Annotated in this window: 27 protein-coding genes; 20 read left to right on the forward strand and 7 right to left on the reverse strand. The window is 66.2% G+C overall.

The window, feature by feature from the left end; all coding sequences use genetic code 11:
* Nucleotides 1-86: 86 nt before the first annotated feature.
* Nucleotides 87-2,996, reverse strand: coding sequence for a M16 family metallopeptidase (locus HHL13_RS12595; RefSeq protein WP_169555991.1), 2,910 nt, complete (start codon nucleotides 2,994-2,996; stop codon nucleotides 87-89).
* Nucleotides 2,997-3,234: 238 nt separating this feature from the next.
* Here HHL13_RS12595 and HHL13_RS12600 point away from each other — a divergent pair, with 238 nt between their 5' ends.
* The 7 genes from HHL13_RS12600 to HHL13_RS12630 all read left to right on the forward strand — a co-directional run bounded on the left by HHL13_RS12600 (nucleotide 3,235) and on the right by HHL13_RS12630 (nucleotide 7,666).
* The gene (locus tag HHL13_RS12600) at nucleotides 3,235-3,816 is read left to right on the forward strand and encodes an aspartyl/asparaginyl beta-hydroxylase domain-containing protein (RefSeq protein WP_169555992.1); all 582 of its coding nucleotides are present in this window, start codon (nucleotides 3,235-3,237) and stop codon (nucleotides 3,814-3,816) included.
* Nucleotides 3,817-4,230: 414 nt separating this feature from the next.
* Complete coding sequence (locus HHL13_RS12605; protein ID WP_169555993.1) at nucleotides 4,231-4,806, forward strand: NifU family protein; 576 nt, start codon at nucleotides 4,231-4,233, stop codon at nucleotides 4,804-4,806.
* A 27-nt stretch (nucleotides 4,807-4,833) separates the two neighbouring features.
* Nucleotides 4,834-5,427, forward strand: a complete 594-nt coding sequence (locus tag HHL13_RS12610; RefSeq protein WP_169555994.1) for a malonic semialdehyde reductase — start codon at nucleotides 4,834-4,836, stop codon at nucleotides 5,425-5,427.
* 54 nt (nucleotides 5,428-5,481) lie between these two features.
* Nucleotides 5,482-6,111 carry a tRNA (adenosine(37)-N6)-threonylcarbamoyltransferase complex dimerization subunit type 1 TsaB gene (gene tsaB / locus HHL13_RS12615; protein ID WP_169555995.1) on the forward strand — a complete coding sequence of 210 codons (630 nt, stop codon included), beginning with the start codon at nucleotides 5,482-5,484 and terminating at the stop codon, nucleotides 6,109-6,111.
* Nucleotides 6,108-6,584 carry a GNAT family N-acetyltransferase gene (locus tag HHL13_RS12620; RefSeq protein WP_169555996.1) on the forward strand — a complete coding sequence of 159 codons (477 nt, stop codon included), beginning with the start codon at nucleotides 6,108-6,110 and terminating at the stop codon, nucleotides 6,582-6,584. The genes tsaB and HHL13_RS12620 overlap by 4 nt, the downstream gene beginning before the upstream one ends.
* A 110-nt stretch (nucleotides 6,585-6,694) precedes the next feature.
* Nucleotides 6,695-7,108, forward strand: a complete 414-nt coding sequence (locus tag HHL13_RS12625) for a MucR family transcriptional regulator (RefSeq protein WP_169555997.1) — start codon at nucleotides 6,695-6,697, stop codon at nucleotides 7,106-7,108.
* Nucleotides 7,109-7,243: 135 nt separating this feature from the next.
* Nucleotides 7,244-7,666, forward strand: coding sequence for a Fur family transcriptional regulator (locus HHL13_RS12630; protein ID WP_169555998.1), 423 nt, complete (start codon nucleotides 7,244-7,246; stop codon nucleotides 7,664-7,666).
* Between the two features lie 3 nt (nucleotides 7,667-7,669).
* Here the strand turns inward: HHL13_RS12630 and HHL13_RS12635 are convergent, their stop codons facing one another.
* Nucleotides 7,670-8,050, reverse strand: coding sequence for a hypothetical protein (locus HHL13_RS12635; protein ID WP_169555999.1), 381 nt, complete (start codon nucleotides 8,048-8,050; stop codon nucleotides 7,670-7,672).
* Nucleotides 8,051-8,078: 28 nt separating this feature from the next.
* A complete protein-coding gene (locus HHL13_RS12640) occupies nucleotides 8,079-8,837 on the reverse strand; it encodes an energy transducer TonB (protein WP_169556000.1) in 759 nt (252 codons plus the stop codon).
* Nucleotides 8,838-8,943: 106 nt separating this feature from the next.
* Here HHL13_RS12640 and HHL13_RS12645 point away from each other — a divergent pair, with 106 nt between their 5' ends.
* The 7 genes from HHL13_RS12645 (at nucleotide 8,944) to HHL13_RS12675 (ending at nucleotide 15,570) form a co-directional block, all read left to right on the forward strand.
* A complete protein-coding gene (locus tag HHL13_RS12645) occupies nucleotides 8,944-9,804 on the forward strand; it encodes a lysophospholipid acyltransferase family protein (protein WP_169556001.1) in 861 nt (286 codons plus the stop codon).
* A gap of 20 nt (nucleotides 9,805-9,824) precedes the next feature.
* Entirely contained in the window at nucleotides 9,825-11,147 is a 1,323-nt protein-coding gene (gene miaB, locus HHL13_RS12650) for a tRNA (N6-isopentenyl adenosine(37)-C2)-methylthiotransferase MiaB (RefSeq protein ID WP_346775580.1), read from the forward strand.
* Nucleotides 11,144-11,479, forward strand: a complete 336-nt coding sequence (locus HHL13_RS12655; protein ID WP_169556003.1) for a hypothetical protein — start codon at nucleotides 11,144-11,146, stop codon at nucleotides 11,477-11,479. The genes miaB and HHL13_RS12655 overlap by 4 nt, the downstream gene beginning before the upstream one ends.
* Nucleotides 11,480-11,696: 217 nt before the next feature.
* Nucleotides 11,697-12,698, forward strand: a complete 1,002-nt coding sequence (locus tag HHL13_RS12660; protein ID WP_169556004.1) for a PhoH family protein — start codon at nucleotides 11,697-11,699, stop codon at nucleotides 12,696-12,698.
* On the forward strand, nucleotides 12,691-13,200 hold the full coding sequence (gene ybeY, locus HHL13_RS12665; protein WP_169556005.1) for an rRNA maturation RNase YbeY: 510 nt from the start codon (nucleotides 12,691-12,693) through the stop codon (nucleotides 13,198-13,200). The genes HHL13_RS12660 and ybeY overlap by 8 nt, the downstream gene beginning before the upstream one ends.
* 8 nt (nucleotides 13,201-13,208) lie before the next feature.
* The gene (locus HHL13_RS12670; RefSeq protein WP_169556006.1) at nucleotides 13,209-14,123 is read left to right on the forward strand and encodes a hemolysin family protein; all 915 of its coding nucleotides are present in this window, start codon (nucleotides 13,209-13,211) and stop codon (nucleotides 14,121-14,123) included.
* Nucleotides 14,124-14,175: 52 nt separating this feature from the next.
* Entirely contained in the window at nucleotides 14,176-15,570 is a 1,395-nt protein-coding gene (locus tag HHL13_RS12675) for a sorbosone dehydrogenase family protein (protein WP_169556007.1), read from the forward strand.
* Nucleotides 15,571-15,615: 45 nt separating this feature from the next.
* Here HHL13_RS12675 and HHL13_RS12680 read toward each other — a convergent pair whose 3' ends face one another.
* The 3 genes from HHL13_RS12680 to HHL13_RS12690 are packed head-to-tail and all read right to left on the reverse strand — an operon-like array spanning nucleotide 15,616 to nucleotide 16,678.
* Nucleotides 15,616-15,912, reverse strand: coding sequence for a hypothetical protein (locus tag HHL13_RS12680; protein ID WP_169556008.1), 297 nt, complete (start codon nucleotides 15,910-15,912; stop codon nucleotides 15,616-15,618).
* Nucleotides 15,913-15,945: 33 nt separating this feature from the next.
* Nucleotides 15,946-16,248: a polyhydroxyalkanoic acid system family protein gene (locus HHL13_RS12685; protein ID WP_169556009.1), complete on the reverse strand. Its 303-nt coding sequence runs from the start codon at nucleotides 16,246-16,248 to the stop codon at nucleotides 15,946-15,948.
* Between the two features lie 7 nt (nucleotides 16,249-16,255).
* On the reverse strand, nucleotides 16,256-16,678 hold the full coding sequence (locus HHL13_RS12690) for a VOC family protein (protein ID WP_169556010.1): 423 nt from the start codon (nucleotides 16,676-16,678) through the stop codon (nucleotides 16,256-16,258).
* A 57-nt stretch (nucleotides 16,679-16,735) separates the two neighbouring features.
* Between HHL13_RS12690 and lnt the strand changes: the two genes are divergently transcribed.
* Both lnt and metK read left to right on the forward strand, forming a co-directional pair.
* A complete protein-coding gene (lnt, locus tag HHL13_RS12695) occupies nucleotides 16,736-18,286 on the forward strand; it encodes an apolipoprotein N-acyltransferase (protein WP_169556011.1) in 1,551 nt (516 codons plus the stop codon).
* Nucleotides 18,287-18,363: 77 nt separating this feature from the next.
* Nucleotides 18,364-19,575, forward strand: coding sequence for a methionine adenosyltransferase (metK, locus tag HHL13_RS12700; RefSeq protein WP_169556012.1), 1,212 nt, complete (start codon nucleotides 18,364-18,366; stop codon nucleotides 19,573-19,575).
* A 67-nt stretch (nucleotides 19,576-19,642) separates the two neighbouring features.
* Here metK and HHL13_RS12705 read toward each other — a convergent pair whose 3' ends face one another.
* The gene (locus HHL13_RS12705; protein ID WP_169556013.1) at nucleotides 19,643-19,873 is read right to left on the reverse strand and encodes a hypothetical protein; all 231 of its coding nucleotides are present in this window, start codon (nucleotides 19,871-19,873) and stop codon (nucleotides 19,643-19,645) included.
* A 122-nt stretch (nucleotides 19,874-19,995) separates the two neighbouring features.
* On the opposite strand from HHL13_RS12705, the gene HHL13_RS12710 reads away from it, so the two are divergent.
* The 4 genes from HHL13_RS12710 to trmB all read left to right on the forward strand — a co-directional run bounded on the left by HHL13_RS12710 (nucleotide 19,996) and on the right by trmB (nucleotide 23,592).
* A complete protein-coding gene (locus tag HHL13_RS12710; protein ID WP_169556014.1) occupies nucleotides 19,996-21,051 on the forward strand; it encodes a hypothetical protein in 1,056 nt (351 codons plus the stop codon).
* Nucleotides 21,048-21,890 carry a hypothetical protein gene (locus HHL13_RS12715; protein ID WP_169556015.1) on the forward strand — a complete coding sequence of 281 codons (843 nt, stop codon included), beginning with the start codon at nucleotides 21,048-21,050 and terminating at the stop codon, nucleotides 21,888-21,890. The genes HHL13_RS12710 and HHL13_RS12715 overlap by 4 nt, the downstream gene beginning before the upstream one ends.
* A gap of 144 nt (nucleotides 21,891-22,034) precedes the next feature.
* Nucleotides 22,035-22,859 (forward strand): EAL domain-containing protein, encoded by an 825-nt coding sequence (locus HHL13_RS12720; protein ID WP_169556016.1) that lies wholly within the window; start codon nucleotides 22,035-22,037, stop codon nucleotides 22,857-22,859.
* Nucleotides 22,860-22,896: 37 nt separating this feature from the next.
* The gene (gene trmB / locus HHL13_RS12725; RefSeq protein WP_169556017.1) at nucleotides 22,897-23,592 is read left to right on the forward strand and encodes a tRNA (guanosine(46)-N7)-methyltransferase TrmB; all 696 of its coding nucleotides are present in this window, start codon (nucleotides 22,897-22,899) and stop codon (nucleotides 23,590-23,592) included.
* Nucleotides 23,593-23,597 lie beyond the last annotated feature (5 nt).

Raw genomic sequence — 23,597 nt, forward strand, 5'->3', positions numbered from 1 at the left:
GAGCGGCAATTCGCTCGAGCCGGCAGATATGCCGTCCCTCGTCCCGGCGAGCCCGCCGGCGATCCCACGCCGGCGAGGATCCCAGCCTACTTCTTCTTCTTCGCCGCCGGCTTGCGCGCGGCGGGCTTCGGGGCGGGTGCTTCCGGCAGGACCACCATCGTCCAGTCGCGGCTCGGCGCCAGATATTTCACCGCCAGCGCCTGGATGTCCGCCGGAGTCACATAGGCATAGTCGCGCGCCAGCGTTTCCACCGCCGCGATTCGCGCCGGATCGCGCGCACCGCCCTGAGTCAGCTGCAGCCAGAACATGTTGCCGCTCGAACGGCGGATGATGATCTGCTTGAGCGGATTGACCGAACGGTCGAGCTCGTCCTGCGTGATCGGGTTCTTCACCAGATCGGCCGCGATGCTGCGGGCGAGCTGGAAGAAGAAGTCGGTCTTGTCCGGCGGCAACAGGCCCAGCGCCATGATCTTGCCGCCGCTCGACATCCCGATCGGCCAGTCGCTCATCACCGACGGCGAATAGCTCACGCCCGCCTGGCTGCGCAGCTGGTCGATCAGCCGATCGCGGAACACCGCGGCAAGAATCTCCAGCCTGCGGCTCTCGGCGATGCCGGCGCTGCCGCCGCCCGTCGGCCAGGCGATCACTGCTGCCGCCTGATCGTCCTGCCCGGTATGGGTGCGCACCACCGGCCGGGCGACGTGCGCCGGGAACTTGGCCGGAGCCGTCAGCGCGGCACCTGCCGGGCGCGGCTTCAGCGCGCCGAATGTCGACGCGAAGGCGGTGATCGCTTCCTCGGTCTTCAGATCGCCGAAGATCGACACTTCGATCGGCCCGCTTGCCAGCAGCGGCTCCCACAGCGCGCGGAAGCTTGCCGGCGTGAGCGCGGCCATCGTCGCCTTGGGCGGGATGCCCCAGCGCGGATCGCCCGAATGGAGCAGCGCGTCCAGATCGCGGTTCAGCACCGCGTCGGGCGAGGCAGACAGGCTGGCATAGGTCGAAAGCGACGCCGTCTTCGCGCGGTTCACCGGGTTCGGATCCCAGGCCGGCGACGCCAGCTTCGCCGCGAACAGCTTCAGCTGGTCGGGCAGGTCGGTCATCGTCGTCTGCGACGAGAAGGTGAAGGCATCGTCGTCGATGTTGAAATCGAAGCCGATCTGGCGATTGCCGGTCAGCGCATCGAGTTCTTCCTGCCCGTAGGTCCCGACGCCGCTGGCGACCAGCGCGCCGCCGCCGGCCCAGGCCGGGGTCCGCCGCGTCGAGGGAAGCGCGCTCAGCCCGCGTCCGAAGCGGACATGGACATAGACCTTGCTCACTTCCGACGAATTCTCGTGGATCAGCAGGGTGACGCCGTTCGCGAAAGTAACCTTCTCGACCTTGGGCGTGGCCAGTACGGTTTCGCGGGCGACGATCGTGCCCGGCGTGCCCAGCTTGGGCAGGCCGTCGAACGTCACATGACTGAGGTCGGCGCGCGGCTTGCCGCCGCCCGACACGTCGGCGTTCAGCGCCGCGGTCAGCTTCGCCCCCGCGCGCGGATCGGCGGTATGGAGGTTGAGGATCGCACGCGTCGCGGTGCCTTCGAACACCTTCTTCGACGCCGCCTGCACCGTTTCCGGCGTGAACATTCGCAGGTCGACCGCTTCCTTGAAGATCGCGTAGCTCGCTTCGGGCGTGGTCACGGTCTCGTTGATGTCGACCGCCTGGACCATGTCCTCGGCCAGCGACACGCCCGATTCCACCGGCGCGGTGTTGATCCGGTTCTTCATCGAGGATTCGATCTCGGCGAGTTCGCGGTCGATCTCGGCCTGTGTGGGCGGGCTGGCGGCGGCATCGGCGATCACGCCACGCACGTCCTTCAGCGCCGCTTCCCAATTGTCGCCGACGGGCATGATCTGCACCGTGGTGACGTTGGCCGACCGCCCGATGTCATCGAGCCCCGCGCCCGCGGCGAGGAACGTTGCCCCCGTTCGCGCCCGCGATTCGAGCCGCCGGTTGATGATCCGGATCGCGACCAGATCGACCATGCGCTTCTGGTTGAAGATCACCGTGTCGGAAAACACCGTCCAGGGCCGCACCACGGTCAGCATCGCCATCGCGGGAAGCGTCGGCTCCACCAGCGTCGCGCTGGTCGGGCCATCCACGATCGGCTTGCCGAAATCGGGGCTCTCGGGCGCGGGGCCGGTCCCCTTCCAGCTCGAGAAATGCTTGATGACCATCTGCTCGAGGATGTTCACATCCATGTCGCCGACGACGACCACCACCGCGCGTTCGGGGCGATACCAGCGGTCGTGGAACGCCTTCACGCTCTCGGCGGTCGCGCCGTTCAGCGTCGCAGTGGTGCCGATCGGCTTGCGCTTCGCCAGCGGCTGGCCGGCGAACATCAGGTCGAACATCGCATCCTGCAGGCGCACCTGCGCGCCCGGCTGCTCGCGGGCTTCGGCCAGCACCACCGGCCGCTCGGCATTGAGCGAGGCCGCGGTGATGTTGGGGCCATACATCATGCCGGCCAGGATCTTCATGCTCTCGTCGAGACCCGCCGAGGTCGCGCTGGGCAGATCGAGCTTATAGACCGTCTGGGTGAAGGTCGTGCTGGCATTGCTGTCCGAGCCGAAGGTCACGCCGAGGCGCTGCCAGATCTGCTTGGAATCGCCGTCCGGAACGAACACCGAGCCGCGGAAGGAGAGATGCTCCAGAAGATGCGCGAAGCCGCGCTCGTCGTCGGTCTCGTGGAGCGACCCGGCGTCGATCCGCACGCGCACCGCCACCTGCCCCGGCGGCACGCCATTCTTGCGCACGACATAGCGCACGCCGTTCGGCAGCCGTCCGAAACGCCACGCGGTATCGTGGACGAGATCGCTGTTCTTGTAGAGCCAGGGATCGTCGGCGGTCTGGATCTTGCCGGCGGAGGGCGCCTGCTGGGCCACCGCGGGAACCGCGAGGCCTAGGACAGCAAGGGCGAGAAGGGCGGGGCGCGCGCTGCGCAGGTACGACAACATAGTGCGAAGTGTAGGGTCCGCGCGGCGATCTCGCAATCCCGCGGAAAACCGCCGCATTCCCGCCTTGGGTCCGCGGCGCGACGCCATGTTTTGGACCCATCGAAAGGTTAATGATCGAGACTTCAAGGGCATTCCGCGAAGGTCTCTGGGGAGGGGCAGGCGCGGAAATCAGCCACAGAATCGGAAAGGTCGAGGGGCACTCAGCGTGGGCGTTGGCATACCGAATGACGAAGCCACAATGTGGCGCAATCCGGGCGGAGCCGCCGTGCTGCCGGCGCAGCCGATCCGCGGATTGCTCGACCGGCTGATCGCCGCTTCCTCGTTGATTCCCAACGACCCCGTGCTCGACATGCGCGAATTCGCCTGGACGGCGAATCTCCGCGCCAACTGGTCGGCGATCCGCGACGAAGCCGCCGCCGCGCTGTGCGGCGCGGCGCAGCGCCTGCCGCTGTGGAATCATGGCGGCGAGGCGGACCTTGCGCGTTGCCCCGCCACCGCCTCGGCGCTCGCCCAGATCCCCGGCCTTGTAAGCGCGCGCTATTCCACCCTCGCCTCGGGCGTTCACGTACCGCGCCGGCGCGGCGCGACCAAGGGGCTGGTCACCTGCCATCTCGGCCTGTCGGTGCCCCGTGACGGCGATGTGCGCATGGCGCTGGCCGATCGCATGCTGCGCTGGGGCGAAGGCGAGACCCTGGTGTTCGACGACAGCTACGAGCACGAGATCTGGAACGAAGCGAGCGGCGCGCGCACCGTCCTCTCGCTCCAGTTCCGCCGCCCGCTCAAGCAGCCCGCCCGCTGGCTGGCCGAACGGCTGCTCTGATATTATCCGGCGGCGATAGCCGGTCACAGCTTGCAATGTAGGATTTCGGCTGCTTCGCTGGGAGGCCGGGGGAGCGCCCCGCCGCTCTTTGACTTGTCGAACCACGTCATTTTTGCGGGAGGCCGGATTTTCGCGATATTGGTGTCAACCGTGTCAACCAGCACCGTCCCAAGCGCTTGTTTTTGAACGATACACGCAATTGCCGGCCATTCGATCGGCGGGCCTTGATGTTGATGCAACTCATGGGTCGGTAAGAATATGACAAGGCCGGATGCGCCGCCTTTTCTTCATCGCTATCCGAACGGTTCGCTCGACCCCCGCCCTCCGGTGCAGGCAGGAGAGCTTGTCGGCCGGCAACCCATCGTTTCCGCACACCATCTTGATCCGCGCCCGGCACCGGCCCACATGCAAGCCATGCTGATCGAGACCGAACCGACGCCCAATCCGGCGACGCTCAAATTCCTTCCCGGCCGCACGGTCATGGAATCGGGCACCCGCGACTTCGCCACTCCGGAGGAAGCCGAGGCTTCGCCGCTGGCCGAAGCGATCTTCAATCTGGGCGACGTGACCGGCGTGTTCTTCGGCCGCGACTTCATCTCGGTCACCGCCGCGCCCGGCGTCGAATGGCCGGGGCTCAAGCCCGATATCCTCGCCATCCTGCTCGATCATTTCTCGGCGAACATGCCGCTGTTCAAGGCGCCGTCGGCCGGCTTCTCGGTCCCGCCGCCCGAGGACGAGGATTTCGGCGACGATCCCGAGGATGCCGACATCGTCGCGCAGATTCGCGAACTGATCGACACCCGCGTGCGCCCGGCCGTCGCCAATGACGGCGGCGACATCGTCTATCGCGGGTTCAAGCAGGGCAAGGTGTTCCTCCAGATGCAGGGCGCCTGTTCGGGCTGCCCGTCGTCCAGCGCCACGCTGAAGAACGGCATCGAGCAGCTGCTCAAGCACTATGTTCCCGAAGTCACCGAAGTCCGCGCGGTCTGATTCCGCGCCCCAAGGAAAGTTCTGATCATGACCCGCAAGCTCGACGAGGCTGGCCTCGACACGATCTTCCGCGCCGCGCGCACGGCGAACGGCTATAATGGCGATCCGGTCACCGAAGCCGACATCCGCGAAATCTACGAACTGCTGAAGATGGGGCCGACCTCGGCCAACCAGCAATCGGCCCGTTTCGTCTGGGTGACGAGCGACGAGGCCAAGGCAAAGCTCGCCGCCGCGTCGAGCGGCACCAACGGCGCCAAGATTCTCGCCGCTCCCGCTTCGGTGGTGATCGGCATGGACCTCGACTTCAACGAGCACCTGCCCTGGCTCTTCCCCCATGCGCCCACCGCGAAGGACTGGTTCCCCGATCCCGAGGTCCGCTACAAGCACGCCTTCCGCAACTCGTCGCTGCAGGGTGCCTATTTCATCATCGCCGCGCGCGCGCTGGGCTTCGATGTCGGCCCGATGTCGGGCTTCGATCACGATCAGGTCGATGCGGCCTTCTTTGCCGGCCAGCCCAACGTGAAGTCGAACTTCATCGCCACGCTCGGCCATGCCGATCATTCGACGATCTTCGACCGGCTGCCGCGTCCGGAATTCGACCGGTTCAACCGGATCGCCTGATCCTGTACTTTCGCCCGTCATTCCCGCACAGGCGGGGATGACGGAAAGAAACACGTGCGAACCCTGATCATCGAAACCGCCACGGCTGCCTGCTCCGTCGCCCTGATCGAGGGCGGCGAAGTGATTGCCGACAGCCATCTGGTCGTAGGCCGCGGCCATGCCGAACAACTGATCCCGATGATCGCCGCATTGCCCGGTCAGGGCCGCGCGGACCGCATCCTCGTCGATTGCGGCCCGGGCAGCTTCACCGGCGTCCGTGTGGGGCTCGCTGCCGCACGCGGCCTCGCGATCGGATGGGGCTGCAAAGTCGCCGGCTATTCCTCGCTGGCGCTGATCGCCGCGCAGGGCTTCGCCGCCCGCCCCGGCCTCGCCAATCTTGCGGTCATACTCGAAGGCGGGCACGGTGAGGTATTCATGCAGGCCTTCACCGCTCCGCTGGCCGAGGATGGCCCCTTCACCTCGCTCATTCCTGCGCAGGCGATCGCCGCCCTGTCCGGCCGCCCCGCCATCGGCAATGGCGTGCGCCACCTGACGGCGATCGATCCCGGCCTCGATATGATCGACACCCTGCCCCGCGCCGCCGACGCGCGGATGCTCCCGCCTGCCTTCACCGCGCTCGAGCCCCGGCCGATCTACGGCCGCGCGCCCGATGCGAAGACGCTGGCGGAGCGCGGCCTCGCATGAGCCGCATCTTCAGTCTTACCGAACTCCGCGAAGGCGGCCCGCAGGATCTGCCCGCCGTCGCCCGGATCATGCAGGACGCATTCGACCCGCGCTATGGCGAAGCATGGACCAGCGCCCAGTGCATGGGGATGCTCTCTCTGCCCGGCGTCTGGCTGACCATCGCCAGCATCGACGAAGCCGATATCGGTTTCGCTCTGGCGCGTGTCGCTGGACCAGAAGCGGAACTTCTGCTGCTTGCCACGCGTCCTGCCGCACGCGGACGCGGCGTCGGCGGCGCGCTGTTACGCGCCGTCATTGCGGAAGCAACCGGTCGCGGTGTCATTGATCTACATCTGGAAGTCCGCGCGGGTAATGATGCAGTCCGGCTTTACCGTCGCGAAGGCTTCGGGAAAGTTGGTGAACGCCGTGATTATTATCGTGGCAACGCTGGACAACTGTTCGACGCACAGACATTTTCAAGAAAACTACGCTGAATTCGTCAAATCCTCGCCGGACGGCCTTGCGTTCGCTCCGGAATGGTCCGATAGGCCGCAAAGACGAGGCGAACTATAATCCGCCCGCAATTGGGTCGAAGGAAAATGTGATGGATAGTCAGAACGAACTTCAGGAAACGCTGATCACGCTCACCGCGGATATTGTCGCGGCGCATGTAAGCAACAACAGTGTTGCTGTGTCGGACCTCCCGGTCCTGATCCAGAACGTGCACAACGCGCTTGCCGGTCTCGGCACCGTGGTTGCCGAGCCTGAAGTGAAGCAGGAGCCTGCGGTTTCGGTCCGCTCGTCGGTCAAGCCGGACTTCATCGTCTGCCTCGAGGACGGCAAGAAGCTGAAGATGCTCAAGCGCCACCTGATGACGCACTATCAGATGACCCCTGATCAGTATCGCGCAAAGTGGAACCTGCCCGCCGACTATCCGATGGTCGCGCCGAACTATGCCGAGCAGCGCCGCACGCTCGCCAAGAAGATCGGCCTGGGCACCAAGCGCCGCAAGCGCTGATCGCCATTTCCGCGCAAGCGAAGCAAGCGCCGGCCCGGCTTATCGCCCGGGCCGGCGTTTTGCGTTTTGGGCACCCTTTCCCCGCGCGCGCCAAGCCGCTACATCGGCGCACGACCCCAAGCCGGTAAGGACCTCATGCCCCGCAAGATCGATCTCGAAGCGCTCTGCCACGAAAAGGGCCTGCGCATCACCGAACAGCGCAAGGTGATCGCTCGCGTTCTCTCGGACGCCGAGGATCATCCCGACGTCGAGAAGGTCTATGAGCGCGCGTCGGCGATCGATCCCGGCATTTCGATCGCGACCGTCTATCGCACCGTCCGCCTGTTCGAAGAGGCCGGCATCCTCGACCGCCACGATTTCGGCGACGGCCGCGCGCGCTACGAGCCCGCACCCGAAGCGCATCACGATCACCTGATCGACGTCGAGACCGGCAAGGTGATCGAATTCGTCGATCCCGAGCTGGAACAGCTCCAGAAGCAGATCGCCGAGCGGCTCGGCTTCCGCCTCGTCGACCACCGCATGGAGCTTTACGGCGTCAGCCTCGAACGCAAGGGCTGAGGGCTATCGACCGTTCCGGTCCGAGCAGATGGCCAGCGTTTCGTCCTCATAGCAATGCAGCATGTGCAGCCGGCGCCTGACGTCGTCCGGCGCGCGCAGATCCGTCGCGGGATCCCCCGGATGCAGCACGACCAGCCTGAACTGGTCGTCAGGGCATCGACGCCAGTCGGGATCGCTCGAGAAGCAGTAGTAGATTTTGAGGGGATCGGAGCAGCGGTTGCGCACGGCGACATAGGGCCGGATCGTGCGGCTGCCCCCGTTATAAGATACGTCCTCCCGCACCGCCTGCTCCGTACAGAGTTTGGGATTGTCCTCGGCTACCGGAAGCGAAATCGCACCGGGGAACCCCAGACTCAGCGCGACCGCCAACGAAACCAACACCATTCCCACCTCCCTGCAAAAAATTCCGATCTCAGTGGAGCGCCCAGGCCGCTTCATATTCCGGATAGACGCTGGCTACCGGATTGCCCGCGCCGTCGATTCCCGGATTGAAGCGCCCCCGACGCATCAGCACTGAGCAGGTGGCCCGATCGAGATCTGCGAACCCGCTCGATCGCTTGACGCGGCACCCGGTAACCCGTCCCATCGGATTGATGGCAAGCGTCACCACCGTTTTACCCTCCGCGCCGATTCTCAGCATCCGCGGCGGATAATCGTCCTCGGTGAGGACCATGCCGGGCCGCTTGATCGCCAGCGGCGCAGACAGGTTCGGCGCTTCCCCGACACCGCTGAACGCCGCGCCGGGATCGGCCTCCGGCGCCGCTGTAATCGCCGCACCTTCGCACAGGATCGCAACGCGTCCGGTCACCCGGCTGCGCGACTCGACCAGCTTCTCGCCGCTTTGGCATTCGAGCACATGGATAAAAGAGCGTTCAGGTCCGCGGATATCGAAACCCGCGCCCGCCCCCAGATCGACCCAGCCGTACATGCCGATCGCACATTGCGACTGATCCGAGCTCATGCTGTTGCAATAGTGAAGACGGATCGGCGTGCTGCAGGTGTTGCGATAGCGGAAATAGTAGCGGGTGATGATATGCGAGCCCCGGCGGAACTTCTCCGATCGCTGGACCCGCACGGTGCAGCTGCCAGTCCGCTCTTCCTGTTGCACCATTGCGACCGGCAGCTCGACCGGGGTCAAGCCAGCACCGATCATCGCAAGAACGCTCCACATCGCCATGATCCCCCCGGAAAAATCTTCACGAACAGGATGCTGTCCAGCTCCGATCCGGTCAAGCGCCGCTTGTCTCCGCCGCGCCGATCCCCTCTATTGTGCGGCGATGGATTCGGATCTTCGCACGCGCGCCGCACAGGGCCACCCCATCCCGCTGAGCCTGCGCGCGCAGTTCCGCCTGTGGCGCCGCATTCTGATGCTGGCGGGCACGATCCTGATCTTCGTTCCGCTCCACTATCTCTGGCGGCTGTTCCGCCTGCCCTCGCCCTGGCCGCGCATGTTCCTCGGCACCGCCGGCCGCATCGCCGGGGCGCGGGTGAAGAAGATCGGCGTGCCGCTCAAACGCGACGTCTTCTACATCTCGAACCATCTCAGCTGGCTCGACATCCTCGCGCTCGGCGGGGCGAGCGGCACCGCGTTCGTCGCCAAGGCCGAACTGGCCACCGCGCCGCTGGTCGGCTGGCTCGCGGGCCTGAACCGCACCGTCTATGTAAAGCGCGAGAACCGTCTGGGCGTCGCCGATCAGATCAACCAGCTCCGCGACGCGCTGGAGGAGAACTGGGCGGTCACCGTCTTCCCCGAAGGCACCACTACCGACGGCCAGTCGCTCCTGCCCTTCAAGACGCCGATGCTCCGCGTCCTCGAACCGCCCCCGCCCGGCGTGATGGTCCAGCCAGTGATGCTCGATTACGGCGCGGTCGCCGAGGAGCTTGGCTGGATCGGCGAGGAAAGCGGCGTCAACAACGCCAAGCGCATCCTCAGCCGCAAAGGCAGCTTCCAGCTCCGCGTCTCGTTCCTCGAACCGTTCCACCCCCGCGACTATCCCGGCCGTAAGGCGATCGCCGCCGAAAGCCGCAAGCGGATCGAGACCGCCCTGCTCGCTGCGCTGGGCAAGCCGCTGCGTCCCTTCGCCTATGCGGTGGACGCGGTCCGCTACGAGAAACCCCCGGAGGAACCCGGGGCTTAATCTCGCCGCGCTTCGCCGCTATAGGCCCGGCGATGAACGCGCCCAAGAATCCCAAGACCTTCCACATCAAGTCCTACGGCTGCCAGATGAACGTCTATGACGGCGAGCGCATGGCCGAGCTGCTCGGCGCGCAGGGCATGACCGCCGCAGAAGCAGGCGAAGCCGATCTGGTCGTGCTCAACACCTGCCACATCCGCGAAAAGGCGACCGAGAAAGTCTATTCGGAGATCGGCCGCCTGCGGAAGCATGGCGAACCGATGATCGCCGTCGCCGGCTGCGTCGCGCAGGCCGAGGGCGAGGAGATCGCCCGCCGCGCCAAGGTCGACGTCGTCGTCGGCCCGCAGGCCTATCACAATTTGCCCGAACTGGTGTCGCAGGCCGCCGCGGGCACGCTGGCGCTCGACACCGACATGCCGGCCATCGCCAAGTTCGGCGCGCTCCCCTCGCGTCGCAAGGTCGCGCCCTCGGCCTTCCTCACCGTGCAGGAAGGGTGCGACAAATTCTGCACCTATTGCGTCGTCCCCTATACCCGCGGCGCGGAAGTCAGCCGACCGTTCGCGGCGATCGTCGACGAAGCGAAATCGCTGGTCGATGCGGGCGCGAAGGAAATCACCCTGCTCGGCCAGAATGTGAATGCGTGGAACGACGATGCGGGCACCGGCCTGCACGGCCTGATCCTCGCGCTCGACCGGATCGAGGGGCTCAAGCGCATCCGCTATACCACCAGCCACCCCAACGACATGACGCAGGGGTTGATCGACGCGCATCGCGACATCGAGAAGCTGATGCCCTTCCTCCACCTCCCCGTGCAGCATGGCAGCGACCGCGTGCTCAAGGCGATGAACCGCAGCCACAGCCGTGATTCCTATCTCCGCATCATCGAACGCGTCCGCGAAGCGCGCCCCGACATCGCGCTGTCGGGCGACTTCATCGTCGGCTTCCCCGGCGAAACCGATGCCGAGTTCGAGGAACTGCTGAGCCTCGTCGACGAAACGGCGTACGCTCAGGCCTACAGCTTCAAATACAGCCCCCGCCCCGGCACACCCGCCGCCGAGATGGACGGCGCGATCCCGGCCGAGCTGATGGACGAACGCCTCCAGCGCCTGCAGGCCGCACTCAACCGCGATCAGGCCGCGTTCAACGCCGCAACCGCCGGTCGCAGCTGCGAAGTCCTGCTCGAACGCCCCGGCAAGCTGCCCGGCCAGCTGATCGGCAAGTCGCCCTGGCTGCAATCGGTCCACCTGATGACCGACGCGCAGATCGGCGACATGGTCGAAGTCGACATCGTTCGCGCCGATCCGAACTCGCTGGCGGGCGTCGAACGGGTGAAGGCAGCCGCGTGATCCGCGGGCTGGCCTTCGCCGCCACCCTGCTGGCCGCACCCGCGGCCTTTGCCCAGTCCGAAGTCAGATGCCCTCCCCGCGCGGATGGCTGGCCCGGTCCGATCGTCCGCGACGAGGATACCGCGCGAGGCATCTTCATCGCCGTTGCCGATCAATTTCAGGGCGGCGCGGATTATAGCGGCATCCCGGTCGCCGTCGTCGAAAGCCGCGATCATCGCAGCTGGACGGTCTATCACGGCGATCCGGCATCCTCCGGAAAGCTCGGCGGCGGGATGCATATGGTGATCGATCGCTGCACCGGTGCGATTACTCGCCTCCGCTATCAGCGCTGACGCGAACGGAAACCGTTGCCTTGAGGACACGCCCGCGCCTTTTGCGGCGAACGCCGTTTTTCCCGCTGTCCCGAGCGCCCCGACTCTGCCATCCTCCGGCTCACCACATGCAGCACGGAACCAACCCCGCCCGCTCCCGGTTTCGCCACTCAGGCGAACGGGTGGCGTCGCTGCGAAGTGGCCCGACCGCCCGCCACCTTACCGCCAAAGGAGCCGCATGAGCCGCAAGCCTGTCCAAGCCGTATCCGGGGATCGCAGCCGGGTTGAGGTCACGTTCGACAAGCCCCAGCTCCTGCCGCGATTGTTCGGAGAGTTCGACAGCAACATTCTGGCGCTCGAGGAGCGGCTGGGCGTCTATATCCATGCGCGCGGCCAGCGCGTGCAGATCGAGGGATCGGCCGAAGCCGTCGCCCATGCCCGCGAAGTGCTGCAGGAACTCCACAGCCGGGTGATCCGCGGCGAGGATATCGATGCCGGGCTGATCGACGCGGTGATCGCCATGTCGAGCGAACCGACCTTCTCGGGCATCATCCGCGCGGACAATGGCAATGCGCCGCCGCCGATCATGATCCGCACGCGCAAGAAAACGATCGTGCCGCGCTCGGTCGCGCAGACGCAATATATGCGCGCGCTCGTGTCGAACGACATGATCTTCGCGCTCGGGCCGGCAGGCACCGGCAAGACCTATCTCGCGGTCGCCCAGGCCGTCGCCCAGCTCATCACCGGCAGCGTCCAGCGCCTGATCCTCTCGCGCCCCGCCGTGGAAGCGGGCGAGAAGCTCGGCTTCCTGCCCGGCGACATGAAGGACAAGGTCGATCCCTATCTCCGCCCCTTGTACGACGCACTGAACGACTGCCTGCCCGCCGAGCAGGTCGAGCGGCGCATCGCGAGCGGCGAGATCGAGATCGCCCCGATCGCCTTCATGCGGGGCCGCACGCTCGCCGACGCGTTCGTCATCCTCGACGAAGCGCAGAACACCACGCCGATGCAGATGAAGATGTTCCTCACCCGCTTCGGTCAGAACAGCCGCATGGTGATCTGCGGCGATCCCAAGCAGACCGACTTGCCCGGCGGCCCCAAGGCGTCGGGCCTGAACGACGCGGTCGAGCGGCTCGAAGGCGTCGAGGGCATCGCCATCTCGCGCTTCAGCTCCGCCGACGTGGTCCGTCACCCGATCGTCGGCCGCATCGTGGAGGCGTACGAGGGTTCGGATGCTTGACGTCGCCGTCCAGGCCGAAGCCGCCTGGCCCGAAGCCGATTGGGAAGCCCTCGCCACCCGCGCCGCCACCGCGGCGCTGGAGCAGTCGCCCTATGGCGAATGGCTAACCTCGCCGGCTTGTATCGAAGTCGCGATCCGCATGACCGACGACGAGGAAGTCCACACGCTGAACCTGCAATATCGGCAGAAGGACAAGCCGACCAATGTGCTGTCCTTCCCGATGATCCAGCCCGATCTGCTCGATACGGTCACGCAGAACAGCGACGATGGCGAAGTCATCCTCGGCGATATCGTCCTCGCCCACGGCGTCTGCGCGGCCGAAGCCGTGGAACGCGGCATTTCCACCGCCGATCATGCCACGCACCTGATTGTCCACGGCACCCTGCATTTGCTAGGATATGACCACCAAGGGGATTCCGAAGCCGAGGCAATGGAGGAAATGGAGCGCGCCGCGCTTCGCCATCTCGGCCTTCACGATCCCTACCCAGTACGCGAGGATTGACGACTTCCATGCCCGAGGGCCCCAGTAGCGCCGGTAACGGAGACAGTAGCACCGAGAGCGGCGGGATATGGCGGAGTCTCCGTACCCTGTTGTTCGGTGACGCCCAGGAAGAGACACTCCGCGACAAGCTGGAAGATGCGATCGACGAGCATGAAGGCGATGGGGGCAAGGCGCCGGCGGGCGATCTTGCGCCGATCGAGCGCCAGATGCTGCGCAATCTGCTCCATTTCGGCGAGCGCGACGCGGGCGATGTTGGCGTGCCGCGCGCGGATATCATCGCGGTGGCCGACGACACCAGCTTCGCCGATCTGGTGAAGCTCTTCGCCGAAGCCGGCCACAGCCGCCTGCCGGTCTATCGCGGCGAACTCGATACCGTGATCGGCATGGTCCATATCAAGGACGTGTTCGCGATCCTCGCCACCGGCGCGACGCCGCCGGCATCGATCAACAGCCTGATCCGCCAGCCGCTCTATGTGCCGCAATCGATGGGCGCGCTCGATCTGCTCGCCCAGATGCGCGGCAGCCGCACCCATCTCGCGGTGGTGCTCGACGAATATTCGGGCACCGAGGGCCTGATCACGATCGAGGATCTGATCGAGGAGATCGTCGGCGAGATCGAGGACGAACATGACGAAGCGCCCGTCCAGATGCTGGTCCCGCTCGACGGCGGCGGCTGGGACGCGGACGCCCGCGCCGAGCTGGAAGATGTCGGCGAGACGGTCGATCCGCGCCTTGCCGATGTCGAGGAGGATATCGACACGCTCGGCGGGCTCGCCTTCGTGCTGGCCGGCCATGTGCCGCAGGCGGGCGAATGCCTCGAGCATGACAGCGGCTGGACGCTGGAGATCGTCGATGCCGACGCCCGCCGCGTGAGCCGCCTCAGGCTGCACCCGCCCAAGGAACTGGCGATTCCCGAGGCGTGACGCGGCGAGGAATTGACTGGCGCGGTTTTCGCGACCGACCTACATTCCCCCGATGCGGAAATATCTGAGACCGATCCTGCTCGCGCTCGTCGCGCTGTTGCTCATCCTGTTCGTGGCGTGGTGGTGGGTCAGCCGCCCCGACGTCGCCCGGCTGAGCGTCGAGGAAGTCTCCGGGCAGGTGCCGCATCTGTCGGAGGTTCGCCCGCAAATCTATCCGACGATGGAGATCCCGCCCGCGGTCGGCTGGGCGAACGGCGCGAAGCCGGTTCCTGCCAAGGGGCTGAAGGTCCAGGCCTTTGCCGACGGGCTCGATCATCCGCGCTGGCTCTATCGCCTGCCCAATGGCGACGTGCTGGTGGCCGAAAGCAATTCGCCCCCGCGCGACGTGGGCGGGATCACCGGCATGGTGATGGGTTCGATGATGAAGAAGGCCGGCGCGGGCACGCCTTCGGCCAATCGCATCACCCTGCTGCGCGACACCAACAATGACGGCGTGGCCGATCAGAAATCGGTCTTCCTTTCGGGCCTGAACTCGCCCCACGGCATGGTGCTGGTCGGCGACTGGCTCTACGTCGCCAATACCGATGCGCTGGTTCGCTTCCCTTACAAGACGGGCGACGCGAAGATCACCGCCAAGGCGGAAAAGATCGTCGACCTGCCGGGCGGCGGCAATCACTGGGCGCGCAACGTCATCGCGGCCCCGGGGGGCAAGAGCCTCTATGTCGCGATCGGATCGGCGTCGAACATCGCCGAGAATGACGGCCTCGCCAAGGAAGGCGCCGCCTATACCGCGCGCACCAGCGCCGAACAGGTCCGCGCGTCGCACCAGATCGGCCGCGCGATGATCGTGGAAGTCTTCCCGGATACCAAGCGCAGCAACCTGTTCGCCTGGGGCCTGCGCAATCCGAACGGCATGGCGATCGAGCCGGTCACCCAGACGCTGTGGAGCGTCGTCAACGAACGCGACATGCTCGGATCGGACATGCCGCCCGACTATCTCGCGAAGATCGACCTAGGCGCCTTCTTCGGCTGGCCGTGGAATTACTGGGGCGGCTATGTCGACAAGCGCGTCAGCCCCGGCCGTCCGGACCTGCGCGAATATACCAAGCGCCCCGAATATTCGCTCGGGCCGCACACCGCGCCGCTCGGCCTCGCCTTCGCCAATGACGCGAAGCTCGGCGGCGGCTTTACCAGCGGCGCGTTCGTCGGGCTGCACGGTTCGTGGAACCGCAAGCCGATGTCGGGCTACAAGGTGGTCTTCATCCCCTTCGGCGCCAACGGCCTGCCGGTACGCGGGGCGAAGCCGGTCGACGTGCTGTCGGGCTTCCTCGACAAGGAGGAAAAGGCGCAGGGCCGCCCGGTCGCGGTGATTACCGATGCTTCGGGCGCGCTGCTCGTTTCGGACGATGTCGGCAACGTGATCTGGCGGGTCAGCCCGGCGCAATAAGGATAAAGGCTCACGGGCGGATCGATAACGGTCCGCCCGGCGCGCTCAGTCCCCGATCGCATATTCGACGCCGCCGTCGGGCGCATAGCCCGCCTTCGTCGCGACGACGCGGCCTTCGTCCATGAAATCGTCGGCCGCCCGATCGGCCCAGCCGGGCTCCCGCGTCTCGGCGGCGCGCGGCATCGGCCCGGCGGCGGCGCGATAGGACAGGTCCATCCCCGCCACCGTATAATTGGCGAGCAACGCCCCGCCGCAACTGCCCAGCGCGACGACGCTCGTCCCCAGCGCCAGCAGGGGCCCCGCGCGACGGCTGCGCAACATGCGATGGAGCCAGGGTGCCATGCGAGCGAAACGGCTCCGCCCGCCGCCCGTTCCCTATTTCAGCAATTTGGGGGCGACCTGCATCAGCTTGTCGCGCACCTTGCCCCCGAACAGGGCCAGCATCGGCGGCAGATCGACCTCGGCGTGGATCTTGTTGTCGAACACGTCGATCCGGCTGGCGACCGTCTGGCCCATCGCGGTCAGGGTGAAGTGCAGCGTATCGCCTTCCCAGCGATGCTGCACCGTGCCGCCGCCCGGCACCATGTCCGCCAGCTTGCCTACGCCGCCGGTCATGCGCGACTTCGCAGTCTCGCGGCCCAGATTGTGCGGGATATCGACTTTGATCGGTTCGGGCATGGATTCCTCAGGTGGCAAAAAGCATCGCGTCGTCGGCAAACGCCTTGAACTCCAGCGCGTTGCCACTGGGATCGCGAAAGAACATCGTCGCCTGCTCGCCGGGCTGTCCCTTGAAGCGGACATAGGGCGCGATTCCGAACGGAATGCCGGCAGCCTCGACCCGCGCGGCCAGCGCTTCCCAGTCGGACATGGTCAGCACCACGCCGAAATGCGGCACCGGCACGTCATGCCCGTCGACCGCATTCTCGACCGCGACGGCCTTCGCCGCAGGATCGAGATGCGCGACGATCTGATGGCCGACCAGGTCGAAATCGATCCAGTGATCCGAAGACCGCCCTTCGGGACAGCCCATCACTCCGCCATAGAAATACCGCGCGGCATCCAGGTCGTGGACCGGAAAGGCGAGGTGGAAAGGCCGGATCGAAGTCATCGAGGCTCCCTACACAATCTTCCCCCAAAGGGGGAGGATAAGCTAAGCCCGCCGCCGATGCAGTCCCGCCCCTTGCTCGCCGCCCTGCTTGCCGGGCTGATTTCGGCCACCGGCTTCGCCCCGCTCGACTGGTGGCCGCTGCTGCTGGCCGGCCTCGCGGTGCTGCTCCATCTCGTCCATTCGGCGCCGACGCTGAAGTCGGCGCTGCTGCGCGGATGGCTGTTCGGGCTCGGCCACTTCACCGTCGGCAGCAACTGGATCCAGCACGCCTTCGACTATCAGGACCAGATGCCGGCCTTTCTCGGCTATTTCGCGGTGGTCCTGCTGGCCTGCTATCTCGCTATCTACCCGGCGGTCGCGATGGGCCTCGCCTGGCGCTTCGCCCATGAATTCAAATCCCGCGCCGTATCGCGAGGAGCGGACGCCAGCTATATCCTCGCCGCCGCCGCAGCATGGATCGTCACCGAATGGCTGCGCAGCGTGATGTTCACCGGCTATCCGTGGAACCCGCTCGGCGTCGCATGGCTGCCCACCCCGGTCGCCCAGTCTGGCGCCTGGCTCGGCACCTACGCGCTGTCGGGCGTGATGATCCTCGCCAGCGGCGCGATCCTGCTCGCCTTCCGCCGCGACTGGCGCGGCGCCGGAGCCTTTGCCGCGACGCTCGCCCTGCTCTCGCTCGCCGCGATCGGTTCCGGCGGATCGCAGCCGGAAGCCGGCGCCCGCCATGTCCGCGTGGTCCAGCCCAATATCGGCCAGGATGCGCTCCACTGGCCCGACTATAACGAGCGCGTCCTCGCCAAGCAGATCGAATGGAGCGGCCGCGCGGGATCGATCCCCCGGCTGATCGTCTGGCCCGAAGGCATGGTCAACGATCTGGTCGAGGACGACTATCCCGATCCGCGCTTCTACCGCGTCGATCCCCGGCTGATCCGCGCGCGCATCGCTGCGTCGCTCGGCCCGAAGGACATGATACTGATCGGCGGCAACGCCCTGTTCTTCGACGACAACGGCAAGCTGGCCGGCGCAGGCAATTCGATCTGGGCGGTCGATCCCGACGGGATGCTCGGCGAACGCTACGACAAGGCGCATCTCGTGCCCTTCGGCGAGTATCTGCCGCTGCGCTTCCTGCTCCAGCCGCTCGGCCTGTCGCGCTTCGTGATGGGCGATATCGACTTCATCCCCGGCCCCGGCCCTCGCACCATCGCGGTGCCCGGCTTCGGCAAGGTCGGGATGCAGATCTGCTACGAGATCATCTTCTCGGGCCACACGGTCGATCGCGCCAACCGCCCCGATTTCCTGTTCGCTCCCTCCAACGACGCATGGTTCGGCAGCTGGGGCCCGCCCCAGCATCTGGCTCAGGCGCGGATGCGCGCGATCGAGGAGGGCCTGCCGATCCTGCGCTCCACGCCCACCGGCATCTCGGCGATCATCGATGCGCGCGGCGGCCTGGCCGGTACCGTGCCGCACAATCAGGAAGGCGCCGCCGAGACGCCCCTGCCCGCCCCGCTTCCGCCCACGCTGTTCAGCCGAGCGGGCAACTGGATCGCGTTCCTTGCGGCCGGGCTGTTGCTGCTGTTTGCGATTGCTATCCGCCGCGTCTCTCGCTAGTGCAGCATTGATATAAGGAAAGCTTTATATGGGCATGGCAACGGCCCGGCTTTCCTCCCCACGTCAGAGGAATTTCCATGCGTTCCAACTATCTCTTCACGTCCGAATCGGTTTCGGAAGGTCATCCGGACAAGGTCGCGGACCAGATTTCCGACGCGATCGTCGATCTGTTCCTGTCGAAGGACCCCGAAGCCCGCATCGCCTGCGAGACGCTGACCACCACCCAGCTCGTGGTTCTGGCCGGTGAAATCCGCGGCAAGGGCATCATGGACGAAGCCGGCAACTGGGCCCCGGGCGTGAAGGACGAAGTCGAAGCGACCGTCCGCGCGACCGTGAAGCGCATCGGCTATGAGCAGGACGGCTTCCACTGGGAGACGCTGCGCTTCGAGAACAATCTGCACCCGCAGTCGGCGCACATCGCGCAGGGCGTGGACGCAGGCGGCAACAAGGACGAAGGCGCCGGCGACCAGGGCATCATGTTCGGTTACGCCGCCAACGACACGCCCGACCTGATGCCGGCGACGCTCTATTACAGTCACAAGATCCTCGAGCAGATGGCAGCCGACCGCCATTCGGGCGCAGCCCCGTTCCTCGAGCCCGACGCCAAGAGCCAGGTCACGCTGCGCTACGAGGGCAGCAAGCCCGTCGCCGCCACGGCGATCGTCGTCTCGACCCAGCACGGCAAGGGCTATGACGAAGGCGACAAGGAAGCCGAACTGCACGCCTATGTGAAGAAGGTCGTTGCCGACATTCTTCCGGCCGAGCTGCTGTCGGACGCCACCGAATACCACATCAACCCGACCGGCTCGTTCGAAATCGGCGGCCCTGACGGCGACGCCGGCCTTACCGGCCGCAAGATCATCGTCGACACGTACGGCGGCGCGGCTCCGCACGGCGGCGGCGCTTTCTCGGGCAAGGATCCGACCAAGGTCGATCGCTCGGCGGCGTACATCACCCGCTATCTGGCGAAGAACATCGTCGCGGCTGGCCTCGCCCAGCGTGTCACGATCCAGCTGGCTTACGCCATCGGCGTGTCGAAGCCGCTGTCGCTCTATGTCGACACTCACGGCACCGGCACCGTCGGCGACGACAAGATCGAAGAAGCGATTATGGGCATCGAGAAGCTGGGCGGTCTGACTCCGCGCAGCATCCGCACCCACCTGAAGCTCAACAAGCCGATCTACCAGAAGAGCGCCGCTTACGGTCACTTCGGCCGCAAGCCCGAGGGCGATTTCTTCCCGTGGGAAAAGACCGATCTGGTCGAGGACCTGAAGGCCGCTCTGGCCTGATCCTCGCCTCAGGCAGGAAATTGAAGCCCCCGTCGCGGTCAGCCGCGGCGGGGGTTTTCATTTGTCCTCAGGCCACGCGTTCCAGCCGTCGCACCAGAAACCAGCACAACATGCCGAGCGCGAAGGGGATGCCGAAGAACAGCAGATACGTGTCCCATGCCGTGGCCAGCACGCCGGGGATGCTCGACGGCCTGAGCAGCGGCAGCAGCATCGGCCACAGCAGCACCGGCGGCCCCATCAACAAGGTCACGCCCGCGCCGCGCAGCAGTCGTGCCGTAAGTGCCGTTCCCGCATCCATCGGCGCAGCATAACCCAGTTGCGGCCATCCGCCATGCCCTGTTCGCGCTGCCCCAATTCGCCTTGAAGTTCAGTCGCATGGCTGTCACGCTTGAGGCCCATATGGAATCGGGGAGGGGTTTCATGATCCGCACGACATTCGCTCTGCTGGCCGGCCTCGCGCTCGGCGCCGCGGCGCTGCCGGCACAGGCCCAGCAAAGCTATCCGGTGCCGAAAGACGCACCCTTCACCCACAAGCATAGCGGGTTGAAGCTGCCGCCGACGCTGCAGGGCATGCCGATGTTCGCGATCCGCGAAGTGGCGGCGGACCAGCTCGATATCTTCTTCAATTACGAGATTTCGGGGAAGAACGAACTCATCAGCGTCTATGTCTATCGCCAGACGGCGGGTGGCGTGCCCGTCTGGTTCGATCGCGCGCGCTTCGCGATCGAGAACCGGCCCGACGTCTATGGCGACGTCGCCGCCACCCCGGTGTCCGTCTTCGCGCCGCCGGGCCAGACCAATGCCAGCGGCCTGGCCATCGCCTATCGCGTCGGCAAGGGCCCGTTCCGCAGCACCGGCCTTGCCTTGCTGCCGATGGGCGATTGGCTGGTGAAAGTCCGCTATTCCTCCGCCTCGCTCGATCCCGATGCGCTGGCAGCACGCCTTCGCGCCTTGCTCGGCGAGCTGACATGGCCGGATGCCGTGCCGAACGGCATCGCCGCGCTGCCGGTCCAGCCCTGCGCGACGCCGCTCGCGCTGACCGGTCAGGCCCGGGAGCTGAAGCCTGATGGTGCGGCGGTTACCGCCGATGCGATCATGAGCGTGCCCATCATCCCGGATCCGAAGAACCCGGCGGCCACGAAACCCGCGCCGCCGCCCGCAAGCTGGTGCCTCGATTCGACCCGCACCCGGATCGGCGCCGTCTATCGCCCCGATGGCGACACCGCTTCCTATTTGCTGACGATCAACGATGCCGGGCGCGGCCTGTTCGTGCGGCCCGCACTGTCCCTGAAGGACGAGAAGCCGGCCTGGACCATCCAGCTCGTCGAGACCGCGCGGACCATCAACTTCCTCCGCCACGATCGCCCGCCGCCGCCCGATCAGTCGATCTCCATTGCTGAGGCGGGGCGTTATGGCTCGGTGGTCAGCACGTTCGGCGACAGCAGCATCTCGATCAATTCCGAGTATCTGAAATGAGGCTGATCCTCAGCTTGGCCGCACTGGCTTGCGCGCAACCCGCCCTCGCCCAGCCAGCGGCCCCGGTCCCCGCCGAATCGCCTGCCGACACAGCCGCGATCCGGCTCGCACAGGAACGCGGCAGGCTGATCTACGCCTATGATCAGGCCGCGTGGCACGGCACGGACGATATGCTGAAGAAGGTCCGCAATCCCGAACGGACGATGGGCGGCTATATCGCGGACGGCCCGGCCGAAGCGCCGACGCTCATCTTCTACAGCAACGATCCCGCCAATCCGCAGGCGCTCTATGTCGCACGGTTCGACGGCAACCGTCTGGTGTCCGGCAAGGTGCTCGCGGCAAGCGACGACCGCAGCCTCAGCCCCCGGGTACGCGGGATGATCGCTGCAAAGCGCACGGCGACCGAAGCATTCCGCAGCGCGCCGGGCACGTTCGGCTGCAGCGACAAGCCGTTCAACACCGTGGTTCTGCCACCGGTAACCCCCGGCGGATCGATGACCGTCTATCTGCTCACGCCACAGACTGACCTCACCAAACTGCCGCTCGGGGGCCATTTCCGGATCGAGGTCGGGGCGGACGGCAAGGCCGGCCCGGTGCGCGGCTTCACCCGCTCGTGCATCAGCGTCCCGATTCCCGGCGCAAACGACCGCGGAGCCTCGATCGGAATCGGCCATCTGCTCGATCCTGTCCCGACCGAGATTCACGCCTTCTCGTCGCTCACCTCGAAAAAGCGCCTGATCGTGATCGTCGAGAATCCGGAAAAGCGTTATTATTCAGTCGAAAACGGTATGATTACGCGTTTGTCCAACGATCTGTTCAAGGCCCAGAACGGCTTCTGACACCGGGCGACTCGCGGAGTCCCGCGGGACTCCGCGCCTATACCGGGGAATCCCCATAGGGACGAATCCAACGGGGCACCGCCCTGAGTTTTGATCGATCTGCGTTAACCATATTCAGTGACCATCCACAGGGGAATGTCACTCATGCTTACCGTCATCCAGCCCACCCATGCCGGCATCGAACTCAGCGTCGCATTCCAGCCGATGTTGCATGGCGAATCGATCTTCGCCTTCCGCGCCGAAGTGACCGGGCCGGGCGGCCGAGCGTTCGAATCGGTGCTGGGTGCGCTGGCTCCGGAGAAGCGCCATGCGCTCGATTGCCGCCGCGCCGCCCTCGCCATCCGTCAGGCGGTCGCCGCCGGGATCGTCCAGGCCGAGGCGCTGCTTCTCCTCCCAGTGAACGCCGCCAGCGCGACCCCCGAACTCCTGATCCGCGATCTGATCGCCGCCGCCGAAAGCAACGGTCTCCCCGCCGATCGCCTCGTGCTCGAGATCAGCGCCGACGAGCGCGGCAATCTCGCCACCACCACGGACTTTGCCGAACGCTGCGCCGACGCCGGCATCTCGATCGCGCTCTCCGCCTTCGCTTCGGGTCCGGTCGGCCTCAATCTTCTGGCAAAGCTCGCACCGCGCTTCGTCACCCTCGATCGCAGCCTGGTCCGCAACATCGATCGCAGCGAATCGCTCCGCCTGATCGTCGACGGCGCACTCCGCCTCGCCAAGCGCCGCGGCGTCGTGATCGTCGCCCCGCTCACCGAGACTCGCGGCGAACTCGCCACGCTGCAGCGGATCGGCATCGCGCATCTTCAGGGCGGCTGGATCAATATCGAGCCGCAGCGCCGCATCGCGCCGCGCCGCGAGCCCCGCACCCAGCCCGTCGCCACCCAGCGCGACCTGCAGACGCATCGCCGTCAGGTGAAGCTCGCCAACGACGCCATCGCCGCGCTCCGCTCGGTCCTCAACACCTGATCTTGCGCTATACGGCACGGACGCTAGTGCCGCGCGCATGACCGCACACAAACCCGGCGACCCGACCACCCTCCGCCGTCTCTATGGCCGCTCGCAGGGGCACAAGCTCCGCGCAGGCCAGGCCGCTCTGGTCGAGGAAATGCTGCCCCGGTTCAGCGTACCGGAAACCGGTCCGCTCGATGCCCGGATCCTCTTCGGCGATGACCGCCCGCTTCAGGTCGAGATCGGCTTCGGCGCCGGCGAGCATCTGGCGGGACAGGCGACCGCCCGGCCCGATCACGGCTTCATCGGCTGCGAGCCCTTCCTCAACGGCGTGGTCGGCGCGCTCAACCATATCCGCGACGGTGACCTCGCCAATGTCCGCCTCCACATGGGCGACGCGCTCGACGTGCTCGACCGGCTGCCCGACGCCAGCCTCGAACGCGTCTATCTGCTCCATCCCGATCCCTGGCCCAAGGCGCGCCATTCCAAGCGCCGCATGGTCAATCCAGGCCCGCTCGATCTGATCGCGCGGAAGCTGAAGCCCGGCGCCGAATTCCGGCTCGGCACCGACGATCCGACCTATTGCCGCTGGTCGATGATGGTGATGAACCAGCGCCACGATTTCCTGTGGCAGGCAAACACGCCGCAGGACTTCCTCACTCGCCCGGCCGACTGGCCCCAGACGCGCTACGAAGCCAAGGCGCGGCGACAGGGGCATGAAGTCTGGTACTTCCGCTACATCCGGGTTTGAGGACG

Origin of the sequence: Sphingomonas sp. G-3-2-10 (assembly GCF_012927115.1) — a bacterium.
Classification (GTDB): Bacteria; Pseudomonadota; Alphaproteobacteria; order Sphingomonadales; family Sphingomonadaceae; genus Sphingomonas.